The 15,963-nt window shown below is 74.1% G+C and carries 12 protein-coding genes; 5 read left to right on the top strand and 7 right to left on the bottom strand.

Translation table 11 applies throughout. The annotated features are described in order from the left end of the window. Positions 1–176: 176 nt before the first annotated feature. From ACFXPK_RS04485 to ACFXPK_RS04515, 7 genes are all read right to left on the bottom strand, one after another. On the bottom strand, positions 177–2,042 hold the full coding sequence (locus ACFXPK_RS04485) for an FAD/NAD(P)-binding protein (RefSeq protein ID WP_385071531.1): 1,866 nt from the start codon (positions 2,040–2,042) through the stop codon (positions 177–179). Beyond that, a complete protein-coding gene (locus ACFXPK_RS04490) occupies positions 2,039–3,079 on the bottom strand; it encodes a dipeptidase (protein ID WP_385007510.1) in 1,041 nt (346 codons plus the stop codon). Before ACFXPK_RS04490 ends, ACFXPK_RS04485 begins: the two co-directional genes overlap by 4 nt. 53 nt (positions 3,080–3,132) lie before the next feature. Beyond that, a complete protein-coding gene (locus tag ACFXPK_RS04495; protein WP_385007508.1) occupies positions 3,133–3,933 on the bottom strand; it encodes an ABC transporter permease in 801 nt (266 codons plus the stop codon). Continuing rightward, entirely contained in the window at positions 3,930–4,937 is a 1,008-nt protein-coding gene (locus tag ACFXPK_RS04500; RefSeq protein WP_385071535.1) for an ABC transporter permease, read from the bottom strand. Before ACFXPK_RS04500 ends, ACFXPK_RS04495 begins: the two co-directional genes overlap by 4 nt. Then, positions 4,934–6,079: an ABC transporter ATP-binding protein gene (locus tag ACFXPK_RS04505; RefSeq protein ID WP_385071538.1), complete on the bottom strand. Its 1,146-nt coding sequence runs from the start codon at positions 6,077–6,079 to the stop codon at positions 4,934–4,936. The genes ACFXPK_RS04500 and ACFXPK_RS04505 overlap by 4 nt, the downstream gene beginning before the upstream one ends. Next, positions 6,072–7,178 carry an ABC transporter substrate-binding protein gene (locus ACFXPK_RS04510; protein ID WP_385071541.1) on the bottom strand — a complete coding sequence of 369 codons (1,107 nt, stop codon included), beginning with the start codon at positions 7,176–7,178 and terminating at the stop codon, positions 6,072–6,074. Before ACFXPK_RS04510 ends, ACFXPK_RS04505 begins: the two co-directional genes overlap by 8 nt. A gap of 97 nt (positions 7,179–7,275) precedes the next feature. Beyond that, positions 7,276–8,532: a peroxidase-related enzyme gene (locus ACFXPK_RS04515; protein WP_385071544.1), complete on the bottom strand. Its 1,257-nt coding sequence runs from the start codon at positions 8,530–8,532 to the stop codon at positions 7,276–7,278. A gap of 410 nt (positions 8,533–8,942) precedes the next feature. Between ACFXPK_RS04515 and ACFXPK_RS04520 the strand changes: the two genes are divergently transcribed. The 5 genes from ACFXPK_RS04520 (at position 8,943) to ACFXPK_RS04540 (ending at position 15,861) form a co-directional block, all read left to right on the top strand. Continuing rightward, a complete protein-coding gene (locus ACFXPK_RS04520) occupies positions 8,943–9,911 on the top strand; it encodes a GntR family transcriptional regulator (protein WP_385071547.1) in 969 nt (322 codons plus the stop codon). Between the two features lie 112 nt (positions 9,912–10,023). After that, entirely contained in the window at positions 10,024–12,378 is a 2,355-nt protein-coding gene (locus ACFXPK_RS04525; RefSeq protein ID WP_385071550.1) for a zinc-dependent metalloprotease, read from the top strand. 146 nt (positions 12,379–12,524) lie between these two features. Continuing rightward, a complete protein-coding gene (locus ACFXPK_RS04530; RefSeq protein ID WP_385071553.1) occupies positions 12,525–13,538 on the top strand; it encodes a lytic polysaccharide monooxygenase in 1,014 nt (337 codons plus the stop codon). A gap of 48 nt (positions 13,539–13,586) precedes the next feature. Beyond that, positions 13,587–14,843, top strand: coding sequence for a pyridoxal phosphate-dependent aminotransferase (locus tag ACFXPK_RS04535; RefSeq protein WP_384998321.1), 1,257 nt, complete (start codon positions 13,587–13,589; stop codon positions 14,841–14,843). 103 nt (positions 14,844–14,946) lie between these two features. Further along, positions 14,947–15,861, top strand: a complete 915-nt coding sequence (locus ACFXPK_RS04540; protein ID WP_384998318.1) for an LLM class F420-dependent oxidoreductase — start codon at positions 14,947–14,949, stop codon at positions 15,859–15,861. The last annotated feature ends 102 nt before the right edge of the window (positions 15,862–15,963 follow it).

Consider the following 15,963-nt stretch of genomic DNA (forward strand, 5'->3'; position numbering starts at 1 on the left):
GGTGTCGAAGAGGTACTTGGGGTTGAGCCGGGCCTGCGGCTCGCCCCGGCCCCGCGCGGGGGCCGGGTGGGGGCCCCGCGGGGCCGGCGCCCCCGCCCCCGCGCGGCCGCCGCAGGGCACCCCCCCGCGGGGGGGGGCCCGGGCGGGCCCCGGCCCCCCCCCCGGACCCGGCGCCCTCATGACCGGCCGGCCGCCGCTCCGAGCGCGGAGCGGGCGATGATGTCGGCCTGCCGGAACATCGCCGCGTTGCCGCGCGCCCGCGCGCCGATCGCCGTGTTCCACTCCACGCCCTCGACGGGGATCCCGAACGCGAAGAGATGCGGGTGCGGCCGTCCCGAGGCGTCCCGCACCCGTAGCTCCGCGGGGACGATGTCGAGCGCGCCGGTCGCGGTGGAGTCGTCCCCCGTGCCCGCCCGGTGCGGCCTGGCCAGCCCCGAGGTGACGAGCCCGGCCAGCAGCGGGTCGGCGGTACGGGTCAGGTCCTGGCCGGGCAGCCAGGCGTCCAGCAGGGCGCGGGCGGTGGCGGGCGGGCCGCCGACGGCCGGGGAGAGCGCGGTGAAGCGGCCCGCCCCGGCGTCGACGGTGACGGTGGGGCGCGGGCCCAGGAACTCGACGACGCCCGCCTCGCTCAGCGCGATCAGCTCGGCGATCCTGCGGGCGGGCGGGCCGCTGGCGACATGGGCGCCGTACGAGCGGAACCACGCCAGTTCGGGGTGGGAGGCGCCGGTGAGCACGCCCGCGGCGACCACCCGCCGCACCTGCCCCTTCACCGCGGCGACCGCCGCCGCGGCGGCCTTGACCGGGCTGTCCGCCGGTGCGCGCGCCGCCGCCAGATCGGTACGCAGCCACGCGCGCGTCCAGTCGCCGAACGCCGGGCGGTCCGGGAATTCCCGGCCGGCCAGGGGGGTGTCGAGGTCGAGCGCGTCGAAGCGGTCGGCGGGGTCGCGCACCGCCTCGGTGAGGAGTTCCGTCTGGGCGCCGGAGCCGTGGCCGGCCGCCGCGTACCGCTCCAGGAACGTCTCCGCGTCCATCCGCACCGCCGAAGGCCGGACGCGGAGCAGTGTGCGGTACCAGGCCGCGCCGGCCTCCTGGGCGATCAGCGGCCACACCTCGCCGCGGAAGCCGACCGTGCCGGGCGCGCGGGCGGTCAGCCGGGCGACCGCCGCGTCGTCGAAGAAGACCGGGGTGTGTCCCGGCTCCATCCGGCCCGGGGTCTCGGCGCGCGCGAGGTACGGCACGCCGCGGCCCGAGCCCGCGATCAGGCGCGGTTCACGGCCGGAGGGGAGGTAGCGCGGCGCGCCGCCGCTCCCCGTCCCCTCGAACCGGCCGCCGCGCCCGGCGGTGACCAGGGTGAGCTGGTCGAAGAAGTTGAGCGCCAGCCCCCGCACCAGGACCGGTTCGCCCGGTTCCAGCAGGTCGAGCGGTGCCTCGTGCGGATGGCCCGGCGGCAGATGGCGCAGCCCGTACCGCTCGGCGGTGGCGGTCAGCGCCCGGGTCTCGTCCGAGGGGCGCTGGTCGGTGTGGCCGGTGGCCAGGACGACGGCGTCGGCGAGCAGGCGCGTGCCGTCGCCGAGGCGGAGCAGCAGCCGTCCTCCGGGGGCCTCGTCCAGCGCGACGGCGCGGACCGGGTGCGTCACGATCCGGACGGAGGGCGCGGCGGCGCGGACGATCCGCTCGTGGGCCCAGGCGAGATAGCGGCCCATCAGCGCGCGGGAGGGGAACTCCCAGGGCGCGGTGCCCGGTTCGTACTCGCCCGCCCACTGGGCCAGGGAGGGCCCGGTGGTCGCGGGCCCCGCCATCGTCACGGTCTCGTCGGGGAACGCTGTGGCGTGCCCGGAGAGGGTGTTCATGAGCAGGTGCCCGGACTGTCCGGGGTGCCAGATCCGCCCGGCGCCCGGCGGGTGCTCGTCCACGACGTGCACCTCGGCGGGGGTGTCCGCCCAGGGCCCCGCCGGGCCGAGGTTGGCGGTCAGGCGCTCCAGTACGGCGGTGCCGCGCGGCCCGGCCCCGACGACGGCGATACGGAGCGGGCGGGCGCTCACGCCGCGGTGTCCCAGATGTCGGTCAGCACACGGTGCATGTTACCGCCGAGGATCTTGGTGATGTCCTCGGCGGTGTAGCCGCGGCCGGCCAGCAGCTCGGTGATGCGCGGCAGGTCGGCGGGGGTGCCCATGCCCTCGGGGTGGATCCGGTCGAGGTCGAGGTCCTCGCCGACGATGGGGATCTCCGGGTAGAGCCTGCGCACCCGCGCCATGCCCTCGCGGGAGTACTTGCGCTCGTCGCCGACGTCGGTGCCGACGATGACGTGGTCGATGCCGATCAGCTCGACCAGGTAGTCGATGTTGTCGGCGAAGACCTCGGCGCCCGGGCGGCGGGTCAGCCCGTCGGGGGTGAGGAATCCGGACTTGGCGGCGAGTCCGAACACACCGCCGCGCGCGGCCAGTTCACGGGCGACGACATCGCTCTTGTTGCGCGGGCTGTCGACGAAGTGGGTCAGCCCGGCGTGGGTGACGAGGACCGGCTTCTCCGAGACCTCGATGGTCTCCAGGGTGGAGCGCTCTCCGGTGTGCGACAGGTCCAGGGCGACGCCCAGCCGGTTGCACTCCCGGACGAGGGAGCGGCCGAAGCGGCTCAGCCCGCCGTTGGCGGTCTCCCCGCTGCCGTCGCCCGCGAAGTTGCGGTTCTGGTAGGTCAGCCCCATGAAGCGCAGGCCCAGTTGGTGGAGGGTTTCGAGCCGCCACAGGTCCTCGCCCACCGGCTTGCTGTCCTCGAACCCGGCGAACCAGGCCACGCTGCCCTCGCGCTGCGCGCGGGCGACGTCGTCCAGACCGTACGCCTGGAAGACCCGGCCGCCGGTCTCGGCGAGACGGTGCCGCCAGCCCACGATGGCCGCCGCGGCGGCGTCGTACCCCTGGGAGATGGAGACCGCGTGGTTGATCGCCGTGACCCCGGAGACGGCGAGCTTGCCGAGGTAGGTTTCGTCGGCCCAGGGCAGCGGGGTGCAGTCGAGCGCGTTGAAGACGACGCTGTCGCGGTGCAGTGCGGTGGGGTCGAGGGGCTGCGCCGGGGTGACGGGCACGGTGTTCTCCTTGCGACGGGTGGGGCAGTTCGGTCGGTACGAGGGGGGGCGGCTCAGCCGGATCGCAGGGTGCGGCGCAGTCCGAGTCCGCGTTCCACCAGGACGACCACGACGACGGAGAGCAGGACGAGCAGGACGGAGAGGGAGGCGACGGACGGGTCGCTGCGGTACTCGACGTACTGGAGTACGGCCACCGGCAGGGGCACGGTGTTCTGCCCGGAGACGAAGAGGGAGATGACGGTCTCGTCGAAGGAGAGCAGGAACGCGATGATCGCGCCGGAGAAGAGACCGGACCTGATGGTCGGCAGGGTGATCCGCCAGAAGGTGACGAGTCCGTTGGCGCCGAGGGTCCGCGCGGCCTCCTCGGCGCGCGGGTCCGCCGAGACCAGGGAGGCGGCGACCGTCCGTACGACATAGGGGATGGTCACCCCGAGGTGGGCGAGGATCAGCCCCCAGTAGGTGTCGGTGAGCGGGATCGGCGCCAGGATCAGCAGCAGCGCGAGCCCGAGCACGATGTGCGGCACGAGCAGCGGCGAGAGGAAGACCGCCTCCAGGGCGGCGCGGCCCCGGAAGCGCAGCCGGGTCAGCGCGAGGGCCGCCGGTACGCCGGTGACGACGGCGAGCAGCGCGGTGACCGCGGCGGTGACCCCGCTGACCTTGAAGCCCTCGCGGAAGGCGTCGTTGGCGAAGACCTGCCGGTAGGCGTCGAGGCTGAAGCCCTCGGGCGGGAAGCGCAGATAGGTGGAGGTGTCGAAGGACTCCACGAGCACGATGAGGATGGGCGCGAGGAGGAAGAGGTAGAGGAGCGTCAGGACGACGGCCCACACGGCACGGGACGGACGGCGCGCGGTCATGAGCGGGCCTCCCCGGGTCCGGTGAAGCGGGCTTCGAGGGCACGCTGGGCCCACAGGTAGACGGCGATGACCACGCCGAACAGGGCGAGCAGCAGCATCGACAGGACGGCCGCGACCGGCCAGTCGAGACTGGTGACGGCCTCGTCGTAGATCTCGGTGGCCAGGACGAAGACCCGGCCGCCGCCGATGAGCCGGGGCGTGACGTAACCGCTGAGGCTGAGGACGAAGACCAGCAGCGCGGCGGTGAGCACACCGGGCAGGGTGAGCGGCAGGACGACCCGGCGGAAGACCGTACGGCGCGGCGCGCCCAGGGACGCGGCGGCGTGTTCCAGCGCGGGGTCGAGCCGGCCGAAGCCGCTGATCATCGCGAGGATGGCGAACGGCATGTAGATCTCCGTCGAGGCGATGACCACACCGGTGAGGTTGTTGGCGAGGTGGAGCGGGCTGTCGATCACTCCGATGCCGGTGAGCGTCTTGTTGACGACGCCCTGGCTGCCGAGGATCGCCATCCAGCCGAAGGTGCGCGCCACGGAGGAGATCAGCAGCGGCGCGACGGCGAGCGCGACGAGCAGGCTGCGCCAGCGGCTGGTGGTACGGGCGAGGAAGAGCGCCACCGGGTAGGAGACGAGAAGGGTGAACACGGTGACGAGGGCGCCGAGTTCGATGGTCTGCCCGATGACGTTCCAGTAGTGCGGGCTGGACAGCACCTCGCCGAAGGTGGTGAGGGAGAAGGTCTGCCGGATGAGACCGCCGTCCATCGACTCGTTGAACGACATGCGCACCACCCAGACCAGCGGCAGCGCGTACGTCAGCAGCAGCGCCAGCAGGCCGGGCAGCAGCAGCGCGAGAGCGAGCCGGGCGGTGGAGCCGCGACGCGGGGACGACGGGGCGGGAGCCCCCGGGGCCACCCGGTCCGGCGCCTCGGTGTCCGATGCCTCCGCGGGGTCCTTCGCGCGGTCCCGCGTGGGGTCCTTCATGGGTACGGGGCCAGGGTCCGCCGTCATGACGGGCCCTCCGGGCGGTCGGTGGTGTCCTGGCCGGTCCGGTCCTCGGCCACCAGCCGGGGCGCCGCCGGGTCCCAGGACAGCTCCACCCCGGCGCCGGGGCCGAAGGGCTCCTGCGTGCCGGTGGGCCGTTCGACGTCCAGGACGGGCCCGTCGTCGCCGACGCGCACCCGGTAGGCGACGGTCTCGCCCGCGTATCCGGCGGAGAGCACCGTGCCGCGCGCCCCGCCGCCGCTGCCCGGGGCCGCGGGGGTGAGGGCGATCCGGTGCGGGCGCAGCATCACGGTGGCGGTGCGGCCGGACGCCACGGCGTCGCCCGCCGCGGGGACGGTGCCGAGGCCGGGCAGCTCGACCGGGGTGCGGTCGCCCGCGCGGTCCAGCGCCGTGCCGTCGAGCAGGTTGGCGCGGCCGACGAAGCGGGCGACGAAGGCGCGCTCCGGGCGTTCGTAGATGTCCTCCGGGGTGCCGGTCTGTTCGATCCGGCCCTGGTTCATGACGGCGACGCGGTCGGCCATGGAGAGGGCCTCCTGCTGGTCGTGCGTGACGAAGACGGTGGTGACACCGGTCTCGCGCTGGATCCGGCAGATCTCGTCGCGCATCGCGGAGCGCAGTTGCGCGTCCAGGTTCGACAGGGGCTCGTCGAGGAGCAGCACGGCCGGCTCGACGACCAGCGCGCGGGCCAGGGCCACGCGCTGCTGCTGGCCGCCGGAGAGCTGGGCGATCCGCCGCCCGGCGAGATGGCCCAGCCGTACCAGCGCGAGCGCGTCGTCGACCCGGCGCCGTACCTTCGCCTTGGGCGTCTTGCGCATCTCCAGGCCGAAGGCGATGTTGCGGGCGACGTCCAGGTGCGGGAAGAGCGCGTACGACTGGAAGACCACGCCCATGTCGCGGTGGTGCACGGGCGCGTCGGTGATGTCGCGGCCGTCGACCCGTACCCGCCCGGCGGTGGGCGGGACCAGCCCCGCGATCATGCGCAGCGTGGTGGACTTGCCGCAGCCGGAAGGGCCGAGGACGGCGAGCATCTGTCCGCGTTCCACGGCGAGGTCGATGCCCCGTACGGCGGCGCCGTCCTTGCCCGGGTAGATCTTGGCGAGCCCGTCGAGCACCAGGTGCCCGGTGGCCGCCCGCGGCGCGTCAGCCACCGATGACCTCCTGCTTGATGCGGTCGACCCAGCCGGTGTAGCGCGTGGTGAGCCAGCGCCAGTCGACGGGGATCTGGTTCTTCTGCTGTGCGGCGGAGGCGGTGGTGCGCTCCTTGGCCGCCGGGGCCAGTTCGACGTCCTTGTTGACGGGCGCGTAGAACGCCTCGTCGTCGAACGCCTTCTGGGCCTCGGCGCCGATGGCGTAGTTGATGAACTTCTCCGCGGCGGCGGTGTGCCGGGAGTTGTTCACCAGGTTGATCGTGTTGACCTGCGTGACGGTGCCCTCCTTGGGGAGGACGGGCTGGACGACGCCCTTGGAGGCGTCCTTGTAGTACTGGCCGCGGGCGTTCCAGCCGACGGCGACGTCCGCGTCACCGGACTGGATCGCGGTGTAGACGTCCGGCGAGGGCTGCCAGGTCTGGACGGCGGGCGAGAGCGTCTTCAGCTTGTCGATCGCCGGTTCGATGTCCTTCTTGTAGTCGCCGCCGAGGATCTTCTCCAGGGCGATGATCAGGGCGACGCCGCGGGTGTCCGCGATGGGCATGGCCAGCTTGCCCTTGTACCGCGCGTCCCAGAGGTCGTTCCAGCTCTCCGGCGCCTTCTTGACGTTCTTCGAGTTGTAGAGGATCGAGAGGCTGTCGAAGGTGACGGCCGGGCCGTAGCCGTCCGGGCTCTTCGCGGTGTCGACGAGACGGTCGACGTTGGTGACCTTCGACGCGTCGATCGGCGCGAAGAGCTTCTCCTTGTTGGCCGTCGGGGCCACGGAGCTGTCCATGAGGGCGACGTCGGCGACGGGCCGTCCGCTGCTCGCGCGGAGCTTGGCCAGTACCTCGGAGGAGTTCTGGATGGGGACGTACTTGACCGTGATGCCGGGGTTGGCCTTCTCGAAGGGCTTGATCACGGTCTTGGTGAAGGAGTCCTGGAAGGTGCCGTAGAACCCCATGAAGGTGACGGTCTGCTTGCCCCCGGCGTCCCCGCCGTCCGCCGCGGACCCGGAGGGGTTGGCGGCGTTGGAGGTGCAGGCCGTGGCCAGCAGGGCGGTGGTGGTCAGCGCGGCGGCGGCGGTGAGGGTGGTGCGGAGGGTACGGCGGGAGGGCATGGCGGTCTCCGGTCGGACGGATCGGAAGATACGGGGAGTACGGGGAGGGGCGACGGGCGCCGTGGGGCGACGTCGGACCGGGCCTCGGGGACGGCGGTTACGCGTCGCCCGTCCGTGGCGCGGGGACCGACGTCCCACTACAGGACTCCCGTGCGTCGGTGCGCGGGGATCCGGTGTCCGGGAACGGGGTGCCGGGGTGGTGCGCGTCGCCGAGGACGAGCATCAGCCGGTTGGCCCAGCCGAAGAGGGCGACGGCGTGGACCAGGTCGGTCAGTTCGGCGTCGTCGAGCCCGGCGGCGCGCAGCGCGGCCAGGTGGCGGGCGCCGGCCTGCGGGGGTGTACGGGTCTGCGCCTCGGCGAAGCGGGCGACGGCGGAGCCGCGCGGATCGGCGACGGCGCCCGCGCCCGTTCCCGTGCCCGCGTCCGTTTCCGTGTCCGTGCCCGTGCCTGTTCCCGTGTCCGTCCCGGCGGTCTCCGGGGTGGTGAGGGGGGTGAAGGCGTCGGCGCCGTCGCGCAGGACCCGCAGGGCCTTCGCCTCGTCGCGGGAGAGCTGGGCGTACTTCCTGCCGTGGACGGAGGCGCAGTACACGCACCCGTTGACCCGGGAGACCACCAAGGTCGCGAGCTCGCGCTCGGCGCGGGGCAGCCCGCCCCGGCCGTACATGACCGCGTTGTAGACATGGGTCCGGTGGTCGAGCGCGGCCGGGTCGTGGAGCAGGGTGCGGTAGTACGGCGAGGCCGTGGAGAGCGTGGCGTGCGCGTCGACGACGGCGCGCTGCTCCGCGGTGAGCGCGTCCGCGTCGACGGCGGGTATCCGCGGCAGCCAGGTGAGCTGGTCGAGCGTGAAGGGCGCGGCGGACCCGGCCGCGTCCGGCGCCTGCGCGACCGGTGCGTCGGGCTCGGTGGCGGGCCGGCCGCCGGTCCCCGCGGCGGGGCCGCCGGCCAGCAGCGCGAGTCCGGCGGCGACGCGTGCCTCGTACGAGACGAAGGCGCAGATCTGGGCGAGGGCGACGACGGCGGGCGCGTCGAACCCCTGGGCGCTCAGCGCGGTCAGCAGGCCGGCTCCGGCCCGGTCGGGGGCGAGGGTGACCCGGTCGGTGAAGGCGAGGACGGCGGCGGTCCGCGCGGTGTCCCGGTCGTCCCCGGCGGGGGCCAGGTCGCGGTAGGCGGCGGCGAGTCCGGGCTGTCCGGCGAGTTCGGCGGCGCGGGCGGCGGCGGTGATCCGCAGTCCGTGGCCGAGGGCTCCGGGGAGCGGCGGCAGGAGCAGGACGCGGCGGGTGGCGGCGGTGTGCTCGCCGATCGCGGCGCGGGGCGCGGTGCCGGTTCCGGCGTGCCGCCCGGTCTCCTCGCTCATGGTCCGTCCTCCTCACCTGTCGTGCGGGTGGATCATCTGTCGTCCGGGGAGCCCGTACGTCTGTCCACCGTTCTGTCCGCCTGTCAAGACGCCCGGTAAGACGCCTTCCCTCGGACAGGAAGTGAAAGTTAGCCCCGGCCAGGGGCACCGCGCAAAGCCCTGTCCTTTTTCGAACAGCGCTGCTCAGACCCCTCGCACGCCGGTGCGTGGCCGCGTGCGGGCGCCCTCCTGATGCATCAGGTTCCGCGCGGGGCGTGGCAGACTGCCGTGGGAAGTGGATTTTCGGCCGCACCTGATGCATCAGGCCATCGGTGAACCATCCGGAAGATCCGTTTCGGGCGGACTCCGGCAGGCCGGGCCCGGGAAAAACTTCTCGCATGTTGAGACGCGGTCCAGAAGGTGAGACAAGGATGGCGATCGCCGCGTACCGGACGGTGGCGGAGGATCTGCGGCGCCGGATCGACGAGGGCGAGTTCGCGCCGGGCGATCCGCTCCCCTCGCGCGCCGCTCTCGCGCTCCACTACGGCGTCGGCTCGAACGTCGCCACGGCGGCGGTCCGGCTGCTGACCACGGAGGGCCTGGTCAAGGGGCGCGCGGGGCGCGGTGTGTTCGTGCGGGAACGGCCTTCCTCCGGGACGATGGCCCGCTCGTGGACCCAGGAGCGGCTCCAGGGCAGGCTCGCGGTCACGGCGGGCGGCGACGAGACGTCCGGCGCGGACTCCCCGGGCGGCGGTACGGCCTCGGGCGGTGGTACGGCCCCGGGCGGTGGTACGGCCTTGGGCGGTGGTACGGCCCCGGGCGGCCTCGCGGCCCCGCACCGCGCCCCCGAGCGCGCCGTACTCGACACCGGCGGCCCCACAGGCCCTGACAGCCCCGGCGGCCCCACAGGCCCCGGTGGCGGAACCGCCGCCGACGACGGCCGTACGGTGCGCGGCACCCCGCGCTCCACCACCGGCGAGGCCCCCGAGGAGATCGCCCGGCGCCTCGGGGTGCCCGCCGCCGAGCCGGTGATCCGCAGCGAGTACCTGCTCACCCGGGACGGCAGACCGGCCATGCTCTGCGTGAGCTGGGAACCGCTCGGCATCACCGGCGGCACCCCCGTCTCGCTGCCCGGCGCCGGTCCGCTGGCGGGCAGCAGCGTGGTGGCGCGGATGTCGTACATCGGTCTCCAGATCACCCGCTCCACCGAGACCGTCACCGCGCGGACCGCCACCCGCGCCGAGGCGGACGCCCTCGATCTGACGCCCGGAGCGCCCGTCGCCGCCATCGAGCGCACCTACTTCGCCGGGCAGCGCCCGCTGGAGACCGCGGATCTGGTCGTCCCCGGCGAACGCTTCCGCCTCGCGTACGAGATCCCCGCGGAACCGGCCGGCGGCTGAGCGCGCCGAAGGGCCGCGCGGACCGGGCACGTAGCATCTTCCCCTGTGCCGGATCCCGTCGTCCCGGATCCGGCCGTACGGAGCGGATCCCCCAGCGAGAAGCGAGCACGGCGTGAACCACCAGTCGCCCGCACGGACCCCGGGCGCGGCCCCGGACCACCACCCCATCCTCGAACTGTGCCCCGACACCGAGGGGCACCGCCCGCTCCTCGCCGTCCGGCGGTTCGACACACCCTTCCTGCTGATGGCCTCGCTGTCGCACGGCGTGGGCTCCAGCCGGCTCGCCCTGGACCGGGGCAGGGCGGGAAAGGTACGGGTCGCCGCCTTCCGGCGGATCGCCGGGCGGGTCGTGCTCGTCCAGCGCAACAAGCACCATCTCGCCACCGGTGACGCCGCCGCCGTCCGCGCGGGCGAGGAGTCCTTCGCGACCTCGGTGCTGTGGAGCGGCCCGGAGCTGCGCGAGCAGGACGGCGCCGCGGTCGTGGACGCGACCGGGCTGGTGCTCACCGATCTCCACGGCGTGGCCGAGCAGTTGGCGGCGCTGGAGCAGGGCCCGTACGCCGTCGACCCGGCGGCCTCGTTCCCGCTGACGGACGAGGCGCGCACCGGCGCGCGCGGTCTGCGGCTGCCCGCGCTGCTGACCTTCCGCGGCTCCGCGCCGGGCGCGGCGGTACGGGACGTGGTGCCCGTGCCGGGCTCGCTCACCGTCGTCCAGCAGCTCCATCTCGTCCCGCTGCCCGATCCGCCGCTGCCGGTACGGCGCTACCACCCGGGCTCCGGCGGGTACGGCATCGGCCACGACGACCACGGCGCCGCGACGGCGGCCGGCCGCCGGGTGAAGTTCCAGCCGCGCTTCCGGCTGGAGCCCCTCGACCCGGACGCGCCGTCGGGCCCGGTGCGCCGCCCCATCGTCTTCTCCGTCGACCCGGCGATCCCCGAGCCCGTGCGCAGCGCCGTCGTGGAGGGCGGCAACTGGTGGCGGGAAGCCTTCGAGTTGGCCGGGTTCACCGACGCGTACCGCGTCGAGGTGGCGCCCGAGGGGACCGACGACAACGATCTCGACGTCAACTCGGTGCGCTGGGTGCACCGGGACGGCCGTGGCTGGTCGCACGGCCAGGCGCTCACCGATCCCCGTACCGGCGAGATCATCTGCGGCCGGGTCCGGCTCGGTTCGCAGCGCGTGGAGCAGATCACCGCGCTCGCCGAGGCGCTGCACGCCCCGTACGGGCAGCCGGACGAGCCGGAACGGCTGGCCGCCGTCGAGCGGCTGGTGCTCGGCCGGATGCGGCAGCTCGCGGCCCACGAGATCGGTCACGCGCTGGGCTTCATGCACAACTTCGCCAGTACGCACCATCCCCGCCCCTCGGTGATGGACTATCCGCATCCACGGGTCACCGTCACCCCGGACGGGCGGCTGGACTCCTCGGAGGCGTACGGCGAAGGGCTCGGCCCGTGGGACCACTTCCTGGTCGCCCATGCCTACGGCCGCTTCCCCGACGGGGCGGACGGTAAGGGTGAGGAGGGCGCGCTCGCCGCGCTGCGGCGCGCCGCGGCCGAACAGGGGCTGGCGTACGTCACCGACGAGGACGCGCACGCCCCGGACGCCGCCCACGCCGACGCGGTGCTCTGGGTCTCCCCCGTCGCCGACCCCTTCGCCGCGCTGGAGGAGGCGCTGGCCGTCCGGCGGGTCGCGCTCGCCGGGTTCTCGCGCGCGGTGCTGCCGCCCGGCCGGCAGACCGGCGAGCTGGAGGAGCGCGCAGTCCTCCTCCAGCTCTACCACCGCTCGCAACTCTCCGCCGTGGCCCGGCTGATCGGCGGTACGCGCTACGCGTACGGACTGGCGGGCGAGAGCGGTGACGGCGCCCGGCCGGTGGCGGGCGAGGTCCAACGGCGCGCGCTGGCCGAGCTGTCGGAGCTGCTGCGCCCCGAACACCTCACCCCGCCCCGGCAGATGCTGGACGCGCTCACCCCGCCCGCAATCCGCTACGGGCGGAGCCCCGAGTACTTCGACACCCGGGCCGGGCGGGTCTTCGACCCGTTCAGCGCCGTGGAGGCGACGGCGGCGCTGGTCACGCAGGAGCTGCTGGACCCCGCCCGGCTCAACCGGCTGGGCTGGCAGCACGCGGCGGATCCGGCCGTCCCCGGCCCCGGGGAGGTCCTGGACGCCCTGCTGGACACGGTGTGGCGGGGCGGCCCTCCGGCGGGCGACGGCCCGGCCGCGGCGGTGCGGGAGACCGCGGGGTGGGTGGTGCTGCGCGCCGCCGTCGGGGCGGTACGGAGCGACCTGCTGCACGGCGCGGTACGGACCCGGCTCACCGCCGCGCTGCGGCAGCTCGCCGAGGAGCTGTACGAGGCGGCCGGCACGGGGGAGCGCGAGGCGTCCGCGACGCTGAGCGCGTTCCTGACGGGCGACGACACAGTGCGGCTCGGACCGCCGGCCCGGATCCCGCCCGGGGCGCCCATCTGACGGACCCGATCCGGCAGGCACATCGGACATACCACCCTCCTGAAGATCGTTGTTCTTCCGCTGAACAACGGGCGGGCCCCGGCCGTAATACACAGCACGCTGCTGGGGCCGACGCTGTCGGGGCCCGCCGAGGAGGTCTGTCAGGTATGTTCCGCCATCGCACCGCCGGCCCGGTTCTCGCCGGTGCCTTACCCCTGCTGCTCGCGGTCTCGACGGTGCTGACGGCGGGGCCCGCGTCCGCGCACGGCGCGCCGACCGATCCGCTGAGCCGTACCGCCGCCTGCGGCCCCGAGGGCGGCGCCGCGACCTCGACCGCCGCCTGCCGGGCGGCCCTCGGCGCCAACGGCGGCCGGACGTTCGAGGCGTGGGACAACCTCCGTATCGCCGATGTGAACGGCAGGGACCGGCAGTTCGTGCCGGACGGGCGGCTGTGCAGCGGCGGTCTCGACGCGTACCGGGGTCTCGACATCGCCAGGGCCGACTGGCCGGCCACCCGGCTGAGCCCCGGCGCGGACCTCACCGTCACGTACCGGACGACGATCCCGCACACCGGCACGTTCGAGTTCTACCTCACCCGGGAGGGGTACGACCCGACCGCTGCGCTGCGCTGGGACGATCTGGCCGCGAAGCCCTTCCTGACGGTCACGGACCCGCCGGTCGTGGACGGCGCGTACCGTCTCTCCGGCACGCTTCCGGCGAACCGCACCGGCCGGCACGTGCTCTACACGGTGTGGCGCAACACCAGTACCCCGGACACGTACTACTCGTGCTCCGACGTCGTCTTCCCCGAGGGGTCCGGCGGCTCGTCGGGTTCCGGGGGGTCCGCGGGTTCCGAAGGGGCCGAGGGTTCCGTGGGACAGAACGCCCCCGGGCAGCCCGCGGTCCCGACCGCGCCGGCGTCCCCCACCGCCGTCACGGACCCGGTCCCCGGCATCCCGGCCGCGCCGTCGTCGCCCGAGGCGGTCGTCGTACCGCCCACGGAGACCGTCACCGTCTCCCCCGCCCCCTCCGCCGACCCGGCCGTACCCGAGGCCGCCGCTCCCCGGACCGTGCCCGTGTCCGCCCGTACGGCCTCCGACTACCTGCCGGTGGCCGTGGGCGGGGTGATGGCGGTCGTCGGTATCGGCATGTTCGTGATGCTCAGGCGACGCGCCCGCTGATCACCGCGCGCCTCCCCCGCACCCACCGACGTTAAGGAGACCTCCTTCATGACCCAGCCCCTCGAAACGGGCCTCCTGCGTGCCACCGCGCACAGTCCGTCCTGGGCGATGCTGAGCCGCCTGTCGCCGGACAACGGCCCGGCGGAAGGGTCGGCCCCCGCGGGACAGGAGCCCTACCGCAGGGCCGGCACCGCGCACGAGCAGCGCGTCGACTTCTGCATCCCGTGCAACCCCTACTTCCCCACGCCCGAGATGTTCGGCCGTATGCAGGGGTCCCTGGAGTCGATCCTCAAGTACTACCCGAGCGACGCGGACACCGTCACCGCCGAACTGTGCTCGGTGCTCGGTCTCAACCCCCAGACGGTCGCCATGGGCAACGGCTCCACCGAGCTGATCACGTGGATCGACCATCTGCTGGTCCGCGAGAGCCTGGCCATCCCGATCCCCACCTTCGGCCGCTGGACGGACCAGCCGCTGGAGACCGGCAAGCGGGTCGACATGTTCCCGCTCCAGGAGGAACAGGACTTCACCCTGGACCTCCAGGAGTACGTACGGTTCATCCGCCAGCGCGGCTCACGGGTCGCGGTCATCTGCAACCCCAACAACCCCGACGGCGGCTATCTGAAGCGCCACCAAGTGGTCTGGCTGCTCGACGAGTTGTCGGATCTGGACCTGGTCGTGGTGGACGAGTCGTTCATCGACTTCGTCGACGCGGAGCGCGCCCCCTCCGTCGCCGACGAGGCGTCCATCCGCTCGAACGTGATCGTGCTGAAGAGCCTCGGCAAGAACTTCGGGCTGCACGGCATCAGATTCGGCTATCTGGTGGCCAACCCGGCGCTCGCGGCGAAGGTGCGCAAGGCACTGCCCAAGTGGAACCTCAACTCCTTCGCCGAGAGCGTCGTCTTCATGCTCAAGGAGTACGGGGTGGAGTACCACCAGTCCCTGGCGCTGCTCTCCCGCGACCGGGCCAGCATGGCGCAGACCCTCGCCGCCGTCCCGGATCTGGTGGTCTTCCTGTCCCAGGGGAACTTCCTGCTGGTCAAGTTGCCCGACGGGGTGGACGGCGCGGCGCTGCGGGACCGGATGCTCACCCAGTACGGCGTCTTCATCCGCGAATGCGGCAACAAGCTCGGCAGCACCAGCCAGTTCCTGCGGCTGGTGGTCCGGCCGCAGGAGGACGTCCAGCGGCTGGTGGCCGCGCTCCAGGCCTGCCTCCCCGCCGGCCCCACCGGTCTGGCGCGGCAGCAGGGCCACCCCGCGCACTCCCCCACCTCGTCGCTGCCCGCGCTGGCCCCGGCCCGCTAGGGAAGACGGACGGGCGAGCGGGACGGTCGGGAGGAGAAGGGCCGAACGGGTCAACTTCTCCGGGGGCCGGAATAGGCGCGCCGGGGCCCCCGTTGCCGGACGTATGACCTCTGACACCTCCGGCACCTCCGGCACCTCCGACCGCACCGCCCGCTTCGGCCCGATCGGCATCTGGAGCGGTTCCCTGCACCAGCCCGCCCCCGGTGACGCCGGGGGTGTCGCGGAGGCCGTGGCCGAACTGGACGAACTGGGGTACGGGACGATCTGGGTCGGCGGCAACCCCTCGGTGGAGGAGGCCGCGACCGTCGTCGGGGCGACCCGCCGGATCACCGTGGCGACGGGGATCCTCAGCATCTGGCAGCACGAGGCGTCCGCGGTCGCCGAGCAGGTCGCCGCGGTCGAGCGGGCCGCGCCGGGGCGGTTCGTCCTGGGGCTGGGGGTGAGCCATGACGCGCTGGCCCCGAAGTACGCGCGCCCGTACTCCACGATGGTCGGATATCTCGACGCCCTGGACGCCGCCCCCGAGCCGGTGCCCGCGGGGAACCGGGTGCTCGCCGCGCTGGGGCCGAAGATGCTGGCGCTGGCGAGTGGGCGCTCGGCGGGCGCACACCCCTATCTGGTCTCGCCGGAGCACACCGCTCGGGCCAGGGCGGCGCTCGGTCCCGGCGCGCTGCTGGCGCCCGAGGTCGGGGTGGTCCTGGACACCGATCTCGACCGGGCGAGGACCACCGCGCGCGCCGTGCTCTCGTTCTACCTCGGGCTGCCCAACTACAGCGGCAATCTGCTCCGTCTCGGCTTCACCGAGGACGACTTCGTCGACGGCGGCAGCGCCCGGCTGCTGGACGCCCTGTTCGCGCTGGGCGACGCGGAGACGGTGCGCGCCCGCGTGGACGCGTACCGGGCGGCCGGGGCGGACCATGTCGCGCTCCAGGTGCTGAGGCCCGAAGGGGCCACGGGGCTGCCGCGCGCCGAGTGGCGTGAACTGGCCGCCGTCTTCTCGCTGCCGGGCGCCGCGTAGGACGGCTTCGGGGCGGGGGGCCCCCCCGCCCCCCCCGCCGGCCGCCCCCCCCCCCCCACGGCCCGCGCCGCGCCCCCCGCGGGCCCCCCGGCCGCCCCCCGC

The organism is Streptomyces sp. NPDC059142 (genome assembly GCF_042755665.1).
Taxonomy (GTDB): Bacteria; Actinomycetota; Actinomycetes; order Streptomycetales; family Streptomycetaceae; genus Streptomyces.